Here is a 9,942-nt window from a genome sequence, read left to right as displayed (position 1 = left end):
GTGCTGGAACTTCCACATCCATTGCTTCCCGGTCCCGTAGATTTCCATGGCATTGGCCGGCGGGCGATAGAAGTGGAAATACACCCACGCGCCCCAGACAAACATGACCAGCGAAATACCCAATGGAATAACGCTCCAGGCGACTTCCAGAATCATGGAGCCGTGAATCGGTTCAGATTTCGGACTCTTTTCGCGCCGGTAGCGGATAGCAAAGTAAACCACAAGGGCCGCAACCACACCTGCAAAGAAAAGCAGGTTCGCCACCTGGAAAAAGTACAGGTAGTCCACCTGGCTGGACATGCTGGAGGCGCTTTCGGGAAATAATGGAATGTTCGACTGCATAGTTATGTTATGAAAACCGTTGTTTCAACCTTCGTTTCTTTTACAAATCTCCTAATTTCGGTACGCCAGGGCTAAAGCTCAAAGTCTTGTAATCCTTGCCTCCCCCGGCTTAAAAGACGGGGCTCCCACCTTGCGCCGCAAAGCGGCGCGTTTATACCGTTCTGTGCGGCCGCAATTCGCGGCGCAAAGAAATGGTCACGAACAATACGAGAAGCAGCACAGTGATAATGCCGCCGAGCCGCACAATATTCATGACCGTAGCACCGTAATGCCCGGTCGCGGGATCGTAGTGAAAGCAATACAGCAGGACCTGGTCCACGACGGTGCCGATCTTGTTCTGCGACGACTGCACCAGGGACAACTGCAGGTCCCTGGGCGCATATTCAATCCCATAAAAATATTGCGACAGCTTACCTTGCGGCGTCAGCACCATAATGGCGCTGGCGTGCGCGTACTGATCCGTTTTCGGATCGTAGTTGTAGCGGAAGCCAACGGCTTTGGCCAAAGCGTCGATGCTGGCCTGGTCTCCGGTCAGGAAATGTACGCCTGACTCCGTTCCTGCGCGCTTATAACGCGCCAGAAATTGCTTCTTCTTCCTCTGCGCCGTCTCAAGCGGTTCGCGCGGGTTGATGCTCACCACCACCACTTCAAATTCCTGGCCGGCATTAAACTTCAAAATCGCCAGACTGCTGGCCAACCCGCTCTGCACTTCGTTGCACAACATGGGGCAGGTGTAATACACCAGCGTCAGTATCACCGGCTTGCTGCCGAAGTACCGGCCTAATTGAACCGGCTGCCCAGCTTCATCGCGAAACTTCAAATCCAGCGGAACCTGCTGATCGAGCCGCTGGTCAATGCCGATGTTCTGCAGCATCGTCGGCTTGCCCTGAGGGGCTACCGCTTTAGGCTCCGAGTAAAGCTGCGCCTGGGCTGCACTCGCAAGACATAGCAAGGCAACAGTCGCACAAAATTTACGGCACAACGTCATACATCCCTTTGCTCTCACGCAGAGACGTAGCAAGCTACGTCTCTACCTAACATCTTTGTGCTCGCGCGCGGAGACATGGCTTGCTACGTCTCCATACCCCACAAATTCTCCCCGCAAATTAATTGCGGCTGGCTACGAGCTTGGTCCGATTCTCCGAAGCTGGCGGCGTGCCTTGGGTTCGCGTACCAGCAGCAGGCTGCGCAGCACTCGTGCGTGCTGGAAGACCGCGCTCCAGCGTCAACCTCATAGCCTCATCAATGGGGATATGCACCACGCCGGCGTTTTTATCCTGCCATCCGTAGGTATCCAGTTGCGTCGCCCATTGTTTGCGGACTACGTCCAGGTCCCCGTAATAATTGGTTTGCAGGCGTGGGTTCGGAAAATCCTTCGGCGCATCCTCCGCTTCCACCGGCTCACGCACTCCTATCAGCGGACTGGGATGAACGGGCTGTACCGTAAAGTGGTCACGCAGAGAATTGAACCCCACGTAAAGCACCAGGGACGACAGGGCGATACACAACGCCAGGCCCAAGCCAAAACCTATAATGCCGCGTGCGTCAACATCGGACTCTTCGTGATGCAGCTCTGGGTTCTGTATGGGGGCGGAGGAACGTTCGTGTTTAGTGTCCATGGAGCTTTTCCACCTCCTTCCAGAGCGGATCGTAGACCGGGAACAGCGGGCGTGATTTCAATTGCCAGCAGAAGGCGGCAATCCACAAACTCACAACTGCAACCGGACAAGCCACGTCCAACCAGGAAAAAAGACCTCGCGGATCCGGGGCGCCGTTGATCGTGCCATTGAAGTTGGGGACCACATACCACAACAAATCAATATAGCGCGCCAGAAACAGTATGACCACGACAGGCACCAGCGTCTTCAGGTTGCGCTTGATCGGCTTATGCAATAACAAGAAGAAGGGGATGGCAAAATGAAGCAGCACAATGGCCAGCATCACTGCGCCCCAGCCGCCTTTAAGACGATCTATGTACCAGTGAATTTCTTCCGGCAAGTTGCCTGACCATGTAATCAGGAACTGCGAGAAGGAAAAATACGCGAACAGCATTACCATGGCCAACGTCAGGTTGCCCAGATCATGCAGGGTTTGAGGAACCAGCACCTGGGACATAGGCCGGTATTTAAACAGCGCGGCGGTCATCATGATCATGAAGCACATAGTAATCAGCCCCTGGCCGTCAATAAAGATCAGGCCATAGATGGTCGAATACCAGTGAATATCGAGCGACATGATCCAATCCACGACTGCGAAGGTGACGGTAATGCAGAAAATCACCAGACCCGGAGCAGCCAATGTTTGAAAGCGGCGGCTGCGCGGCAAATCGGGCACGTCATCGTAGTCCTGCTGCTTGCCCCATTTATTGAGGAAGAAGGCAATCACGATCCAAACCACGAAATATGCAACCGAGCGGACGATAAACCATTTGGGGGTCAGGTAAGCCTGCATCTTGAACTGGTGCAAATCTTCCTGACTGAGTTGTCCACCCCAGGGATACAGACCTTTGATGCCTGCCCAGATCGGCGCAAATAGCACGAACATCAGCGGGAGCACACGGCTGCCGGCCTCGAGTTGACGGCGGATGAGAAATCCCCAATTGCCCTTCGTCAGATATTGCACCATGAGCAGGCCCAGCGAGCCCAGGCTTAATCCCAAGCCCATCATGTATCCCACGAGGTAGGAGCGCAGGAACTGGTGCGGTGAAACCCGGGCACCCAGCAGACACGCCAGTCCGGCGATAACGCCGAGCAATAATGCGCGGCGCTGCAGGCGGTCGAGCATGATCGGCGGCATCAGATCTGCAATCGTACGTGCGGGCGAGGTTCGCGTGGTTTCGCTCATTTCGTTTGACCTCCCTCGCTCGGTTGTTCGGCTTCGGCCGGAGGCGCGTTGCCCAGTACTTTCACAGGTGTTGGCTCAGGCCAGTTTCCACGCTTGCCTGCGGGAACATCGGCCAGGGTGGCATGCTGGCTCAACTGCAAGGCCCGGATATAGGCGACAATTCTCCAACGGTCTTGCACGCTGATTTGCGCTGCATAGTCGGGCATAGCGCCGTAACCATTCGTCATCACGTCAAAGTAGTGCCCCACGGGGGTCTGCAACACTTTGGGATCGGTGTAAGCCGGCGGCTGTTTGTATCCGCGCTGTACCACGACGCCACGGCCATCTCCGACGGGAGAGTGGCAAGGTGTGCAATAAATGTTGTAACGCTGCTGGCCGCGCTTGAGATCATCCGCGGTAATAGGAAATGGAAAAACATCTCCCAAAACGCCGTTGACCTTGCCGGTATAGAGATACGTATCTTCATTCAGATGATCGCGCGCGACCACGCCCACAGGCAGCGGACGCGCGGAGCGCATGTCGCCGAAGAATTCGCTTTCACGCAGCGGAATGTACTTGGGCTGATCGTGCATGTCCTGACGGCAGCCGGCCATCAGCAGCCAGAGCGCTCCCACTGCAACCGCTCCCAGATAACGCAGGAATTTGGCGTGCGCTTTAATACGGCACCTCCCAAACTCCAGAAGGACTCAAACTCTTGAGAAAACTTTCTGTCGCTTGCGCGTCGAATTTCGGGTCGGTGGCCTCGATGATCAGGAAGAAACCGTCTTTGCTGGCATCTATAAAACGCTGCACATTGAACACCGGATGATAAGGCATGGGCAGACCGTTGAGCGCAAACATGCCGATCACTGCGGAGGCGGCCGAAAACAGCACGGTTAATTCGAAGCACACGATAATAAACGACGGCCATGAGTTGAAGGGACGCCCGCCGACGTTGATGGGGTAATCAATCACGGAGATCCAATACTGCATACCGAAGGCCGTGGCCAAACCTGTAAGGCCGCCGATCAGGACGATCAACGACAACCGACTCTTGTGAAATCCAACGGCTTCGGCAGCGGCTTCAATGGGAAAAGGCGAATAGGTGTCAATCTTGCGATAACCGTCGGCATACACCTTTTCGGCGGCCTGCACCAACTCGGTGGGATTTTCAAACTCCGCCAGGTATCCGAAAATTGAAGGATGCTTCATGCCTGCTTCACCTCAGCATGCTTCACCTCAGCCTCGGGCAGCAGAAGCTTCATCTCGGCAATCGAGATTGCCGGCAGCGTGCGCAGGAAGAGGAACATAAAGGTGGTAAACATTCCCAGGGTCCCGATAAAAATGGCCCAGTCGTAGCGTGTAGGGACATAGTGCCCCCAGGAGCTGGGCACGAAGTCGCGATGCAGGCTGACGACGACGATGATAAAGCGCTCGAGCCACATGCCCACCAGAATCACGCAGGAGATGACGAACAACCAGAAGGTGCTGGTGCGGAATTTCTTGCTCCAGAACACCTGCGGAATGACGATGTTGCAGGCAATCAGCGCCCAATAGAAGTATCTATACGGACCAAACAAACGATTGTTGGTCAGGAACCATTCAAACTTATTGTTGCCATACCAGGCCATGAAGGCTTCCACGGCGTAGCCATAACCCACAATCAAGCCGGTGGCCAGCATCAGCTTGGCGGAGTTTTCCAGGTGACGCATGGTGATCATGTCTTTCAGGCCGTACAGCGAACGGATGGGAATGGCCAGAATCACGACCATGGCGAATCCGGAGTAAATGGCGCCGGCGACAAAGTAGGGCGGGAAGATGGTCGTATGCCAGCCGGGAATCAGAGAAACTGCGAAGTCGAAGCTCACCACGGTGTGCACAGAGAGCACCAGAGGCGTGGCCAAGCCAGCCAGAATCATGTAGGCAGCTTCATAGCGGACCCAATGGCGGGCCGAGCCGCGCCATCCCATGGCAAGCATGCCGTAGATCATGCGCTGCCAGCGATGCGGAGCGTGATCGCGCAGCGAGGCCAGATCAGGAACCAGGCCAACAAACCAGAAGAGCGCCGACACAGAGAAATAAGTCGAGACCGCGAACACGTCCCAGATGAGCGGGCTGCGGAATTGCGGCCAGACCCCCATGGTCAAAGGCACGGGAAAGAGCCAGTAGGCCGCCAGCCAGGGACGCCCGGTGTGGATCAGCGGGAACAGGCCGGCGCACATGACGGCGAACAGCGTCATGGCTTCGGCAAAGCGGTTGATGGAGTTACGCCAGGATTGCTTCAGCAAAAACAAAATGGCGGAGATGAGCGTGCCGGCGTGGCCGATACCGATCCACCAAACGAAGTTGATGATGGCGAATCCCCAGCCCACCGGTATGTTGACGCCCCAGATGCCGGTACCTTTGATGAAAAGCCATGCAATGGCCATCAGCATCACATTCATGGCGCCGAAAGCCATCAGGAATCCCGCGAGCCACCACAGCGGCGTGCCACGGCGCACAATAATGGCGCTGATCTTTTCCGTAATGGTCGCAAATGTATGGCCCGGCTCAACCACCGGGAACACGCCCGCCTGGGTCACCTCTCCACTCGGGCTCTGGGGATGCGTACTCATGAATGCTCCGCCTGTTTTTCAGATTCTTCCATCAAATCCCGGTTGGGATTGGTAATCTCAGCCAGATACATTGTGCGCGGATGCGTATTCAGGTCCTCGGCCAGCATTCCGTAATTGTGCGGTAGGTTCTGTAACCTGTAGACCCGGCTTTGCTGGTCATTGAGGTTCCCAAACACAATCGCGTCAGCGGGACAGGATTGCTGGCATGCCGTCTTGACTTCACCATCAGCAATCTGCCTGCTCGCCTTCTCTGCTTCGATGCGTCCGCGATTGATGCGCTGAATGCAATAGGTGCACTTCTCCATGACACCGCGGCTGCGGACCGTCACATCCGGATTATTGAGCAACTTGAACTGCGGTGTCTCAAAATCGGAATACAACATGAAGTTAAAGCGCCGCACTTTGTAAGGGCAGTTGTTGGAGCAATAGCGCGTGCCCACGCAGCGGTTGTAGACCATGTCGTTCAGGCCTTCGGTGCTGTGTACGGTCGCCCCGACCGGACACACCACCTCGCAAGGCGCGTTCTCGCATTGCATGCAGGTCACCGGCTGGAAGTGGGTTTTGGGATTATCCAGGTCGCCCTGAAAATAATTGTCAATGCGGATCCAGTGCATCTCGCGTCCGCGGGTGACCTCAAACTGTCCCACAACAGGAATGTTGTTTTCCGACTGGCAGGCGACCACGCACGAGCTGCACCCAATACAGGAATTCAAATCAATCGACATGCCCCACTTGTAGGGAGTGGTTTGGGGGTCGTAGCGATGCTCCTGGGGCTTGTACATCGTGAGCTCTTGCGGTTTGTACTCGCCTTCGTGGGCAAACTGAGGGTTCGCTTTATATTCTTCCAGAGTTGCCGTGCGAACGATCCCGCGATTCTTCCACTCTTCACCCTTGGGCTCGAATTCTACGTTGTGATGGACGTGAACCGCAGCCACTTGATGCATCTCGTCGGTCAGAACAGGAGCACTTACGCCGGTGATTACAAGAGGGCTGCCGGTGGTAGAGAGCAGGTAGGCGTTGTAGCCATGTCCGTTGCCGTTGTGGCCTGCCCAAGTGCGTCCGTAACCGAGATGCAGGTTGATGCAATCATCGGGCATTCCAGGGATAAGCCAGGCCACGGTTCGCAGCTTTCGGCCACCAACCTCCAACTCAATCACGTGGTCGCTGGTGATGCCAAATTTCTTTGCGGTATTAAAACTAAACAGCGCTGCGTTGTCCCAGGTGAACAGCGTGATGGGCTTGGGCAACTCCTGCAGCCATCCGTTGTTGGCGAAGCGTCCGTCGTAGACATGCGGATCGGGACGCAGCACCAACTCTAATCCTTCGGCTGCCTTTGTCGGGGCTGGAATTCCGGCTGCGCGCGCGCTGACTTTCTTTTCGGGCAACGCCGGGCCATCTACATAACCATTGTGCAGCGCCTTGCGCCACCAGGCTTCAAAGTCGGCTGGGTTGTGCTGCGACTTCCAATATCCGCGCACCCAATCGTAGCTGCTGCTCCCCGGAGTCTCGGTGAAAGCCCCCAGAACTTCATGCGCCGTCTTGCCACCATACAAAGGATCAATCAGCGGCTGGATGATACCGAAGGTCCCATCCGGGGTGCGGGCATCGCTCCACGACTCCAGATAATGCGCGGCGTTGATGTGCCAGCGGCAAAACTGCGCGGTTTCATCCTGGTAAAGCCCAATATGCACGCAGTTCGGAACTTTTAGCAGAATGCTTTCCTGCTTCCACTCTGCCGGCGAATTATCGTCCATATGGAGATGAGCGAATTTCAAATCTGCCGGCGCGGTATACGCAGGATTGCTATCTATGATGACCAGCAGTTCAACTTTCTTGGCTTCGATATCACGGGCCAGATCGCGCAGCGATTCGATATGACTGGTGAAGCCATCGGGCAAAACAGTAACCGGATCAAAATATGTCACGGTTTTACCGGCATTCCCTAAAGCATCATTGATGGCATGGACAAGCGCGTGCACAGCCGGAGGCTGGGTTTCACCAGCCATCACCAAACTCTTGCCGCGATTCTTCTGGAGATCGGCGACTACCGCGTCAACAAACTTTGGGTTGCCGCTTTCTGCTGTAGCCCCGCCGCCAACTCCTAACTTGCCAGCAATGACGCGGGCAAAGCTCTCGATCTGCGTAGCCTTCACCGGCAGACGATGGTCTGCCTTTGCGCCGGTGGGGGAAAGTATGCTTTCAACCACATAAAGCCGGTTGAGATTTCCCGCTTCAACCTTGCGACGTTTACCGAAGGCGGCAGCGTAATGCAAAAATCCGGAATTATTGGCAGGTGAAAGAAAGTCGGCATCGAGCGAGAGAACAACGTCGGCGTTTTCAAGCTTGTATTGCGGCCTCAGCGTCTGACCAAAAGCCAACTGCGCTCCCGCGCGCCCGTTATCATGATTCACCGGCTCCCACACATGCCACTTGGCCTGCGGGAAGGTTTTGAGCACCGCCTTCATTTGGCTGGCCAGCGTGGGCGAGGTGAAATCTCCGGTCAGGAAACGCAGCCCTGCGCCTTTCGACGCCTTCTGCGCGTTCAGGGGCGCTTGCAAGGAGGTAAGAAAGTCTCCCCAGGTGCGAACTTCGCCGAGCTCGACGATAGTCTGCGAGCGATCGGGATCGTAGAGTCCTAGAATGGAAGCCTGGGTATAGACGTCACTGCCCGAACTGCCTGCAGGATGATCAGGATTGCCATCCACTTTGATCGGGCGACCCATATCGCTCTTAACCAAAACCGGCCGCGTAACAGCGCCCAGCGGCATGGAGGTGGCAAAATAAAGAGGCTTGCCCGGAATAATCTCTTCCGGCTGGCGAACATAGGGAACAATGTTTTCGACGGGCTGCTTGGTACAGGCGCTCAGCCCGGCCAGCGCCAGCGACGCGCCCATCAGTTGCATGAAGTTGCGGCGCGAAACACCATCGCTCCACTCGGAGGCGTGCCGCGGAAACTCGCGATGCAACATCTCCTTAAACTCTTCGGTCTCAGCCAATTCTTCCAGGCTGCGCCAATAGCGCTTGCCTTTGGCCTGGCTTAGTTTTTCACGCACAGCGGCCAGATCAAGCGGAGCCGCTTTCGGCGCCGGCGGCTTGAGTCTCTCGTCTTTGCAGTTATTGCTCATTCAGCTCGTTGTGATCCTGTTCCAATCCAATTTCCTAGCGGTGGCACGTGGAGCAACTGGTAATGTCTTCCACCTTGCGCAGGTTGTATTCCTTTTTCAGAATCTTCCCCAGTTCGATTTGGTCCGTGAAGGGCCGTATAGTTCCGTCGGCAAGCTTCACGTTCACCGGATTCATGCTGCTCGGCGACTCATACTTCATGCTAAAAATCTGATCGCCTTGCTCTTTGCCGTCCACAACGATGGTCTTGGGGCGCAGATACTTTTCAGGCTCGCGATGGCAGCTCAGGCACCACTCCATTTGCAGGGAGTGCTCCATATACATAAGAGGCATCTTATCCACCTGACCGTGGCAGCTCTGGCAACCGACGCCCTTGTTGATGTGAATGCTGTGGTCGAAATAGACAAAATCCGGCAGGTCGTGCACGCGGATCCACACCAGCGATTTGCCTGTGCGATAGCTCTCACGCACCGGCTCCAGCATGGGCTGGGTGCTCCAGATTTGCGCGTGGCAGTTCATACAGGTCTTGGTGGGCGGGATACCGGCAAAGTTGGAGTCTTCTACCGAGGTATGGCAGTAGCGGCAGTCCAACCCCATGCCCCCAACGTGGTGCTGGTGGCTAAAAGGAGGGTTTTGCACGCGGGCTTCGTGCTGACGGGTAACGTATGGAGAGCGTTGCAGTTCAGCCAGCACCGCACCAACGGTGACCAGAATGAACAGGCCCCCTAAAATTGACATCCGCGCCAAAGAATTGGCACTGCGATGAAAAATCTGCGCCATCGGGCGAATTATTCCTTGCAGCCTTCGCGCACCTGCGTCCAGGTCTGCGGTTGCACGTCTTTAAGGTATGTATTTAAGAGCTACGAACTATGATTAAAACAACAAGTACTAAGCAAACGCATGATTATAACAGGTGGAGCGAATTTGTCACGAGAAGAAAAATTTTTTGGAGACTCTGGCATGTTCAAATCCGTCCTGTTCAAAACGGGTTCAAAGAAACGGCTCCAGGTTTTGCATAAATGCCGCTCTGGTTCTGCGG

Annotated in this window: 9 protein-coding genes; all 9 read right to left on the bottom strand. The window is 55.5% G+C overall.

From position 1 onward, the window contains the following. Positions 1–342, bottom strand: a 342-nt coding sequence (locus tag VK738_14225) for a cytochrome c oxidase subunit II transmembrane domain-containing protein (GenBank protein HTD23812.1), incomplete at its 3' end; no start/stop codon positions are given. Between the two features lie 151 nt (positions 343–493). Further along, positions 494–1,330, bottom strand: a complete 837-nt coding sequence (locus tag VK738_14220; GenBank protein ID HTD23811.1) for an SCO family protein — start codon at positions 1,328–1,330, stop codon at positions 494–496. A gap of 118 nt (positions 1,331–1,448) precedes the next feature. After that, the gene (locus tag VK738_14215; protein ID HTD23810.1) at positions 1,449–1,961 is read right to left on the bottom strand and encodes a hypothetical protein; all 513 of its coding nucleotides are present in this window, start codon (positions 1,959–1,961) and stop codon (positions 1,449–1,451) included. After that, positions 1,951–3,186 (bottom strand): hypothetical protein, encoded by a 1,236-nt coding sequence (locus VK738_14210; protein ID HTD23809.1) that lies wholly within the window; start codon positions 3,184–3,186, stop codon positions 1,951–1,953. Before VK738_14210 ends, VK738_14215 begins: the two co-directional genes overlap by 11 nt. Continuing rightward, positions 3,183–3,800: a cytochrome c gene (locus VK738_14205; protein HTD23808.1), complete on the bottom strand. Its 618-nt coding sequence runs from the start codon at positions 3,798–3,800 to the stop codon at positions 3,183–3,185. The genes VK738_14210 and VK738_14205 overlap by 4 nt, the downstream gene beginning before the upstream one ends. A gap of 40 nt (positions 3,801–3,840) precedes the next feature. Continuing rightward, positions 3,841–4,377 (bottom strand): DUF3341 domain-containing protein, encoded by a 537-nt coding sequence (locus VK738_14200; GenBank protein HTD23807.1) that lies wholly within the window; start codon positions 4,375–4,377, stop codon positions 3,841–3,843. Continuing rightward, positions 4,374–5,780, bottom strand: a complete 1,407-nt coding sequence (gene nrfD / locus VK738_14195) for an NrfD/PsrC family molybdoenzyme membrane anchor subunit (GenBank protein ID HTD23806.1) — start codon at positions 5,778–5,780, stop codon at positions 4,374–4,376. The genes VK738_14200 and nrfD overlap by 4 nt, the downstream gene beginning before the upstream one ends. Beyond that, complete coding sequence (locus VK738_14190; GenBank protein ID HTD23805.1) at positions 5,777–8,905, bottom strand: TAT-variant-translocated molybdopterin oxidoreductase; 3,129 nt, start codon at positions 8,903–8,905, stop codon at positions 5,777–5,779. Before VK738_14190 ends, nrfD begins: the two co-directional genes overlap by 4 nt. Positions 8,906–8,939: 34 nt before the next feature. After that, positions 8,940–9,683 (bottom strand): cytochrome c3 family protein, encoded by a 744-nt coding sequence (locus VK738_14185; GenBank protein ID HTD23804.1) that lies wholly within the window; start codon positions 9,681–9,683, stop codon positions 8,940–8,942. Positions 9,684–9,942: the final 259 nt, after the last annotated feature.

It is taken from the genome of Terriglobales bacterium, from assembly GCA_035487355.1.
In the GTDB taxonomy this organism is placed as follows: Bacteria; Acidobacteriota; Terriglobia; order Terriglobales; family Acidobacteriaceae; genus QIAW01.
The sequence above is the reverse complement of the archived record's forward strand: the minus strand, read 5'-3'. Positions and strand labels throughout refer to the sequence as shown.

Bases quoted from the DNA above. Each gene is read 5' to 3' on its own strand.
- VK738_14215 (HTD23810.1), bottom strand. From the start codon at position 1,961: ATGGACACTAAACACGAACGTTCCTCCGCCCCCATACAGAACCCAGAG.
- nrfD (HTD23806.1), bottom strand. From the start codon at position 5,780: ATGAGTACGCATCCCCAGAGCCCGAGTGGAGAGGTGACCCAGGCGGGC.
- VK738_14190 (HTD23805.1), bottom strand. From the start codon at position 8,905: ATGAGCAATAACTGCAAAGACGAGAGACTCAAGCCGCCGGCGCCGAAA.
- VK738_14210 (HTD23809.1), bottom strand. From the start codon at position 3,186: ATGAGCGAAACCACGCGAACCTCGCCCGCACGTACGATTGCAGATCTG.
- VK738_14200 (HTD23807.1), bottom strand. From the start codon at position 4,377: ATGAAGCATCCTTCAATTTTCGGATACCTGGCGGAGTTTGAAAATCCC.
- VK738_14185 (HTD23804.1), bottom strand. From the start codon at position 9,683: ATGGCGCAGATTTTTCATCGCAGTGCCAATTCTTTGGCGCGGATGTCA.
- VK738_14220 (HTD23811.1), bottom strand. From the start codon at position 1,330: ATGACGTTGTGCCGTAAATTTTGTGCGACTGTTGCCTTGCTATGTCTT.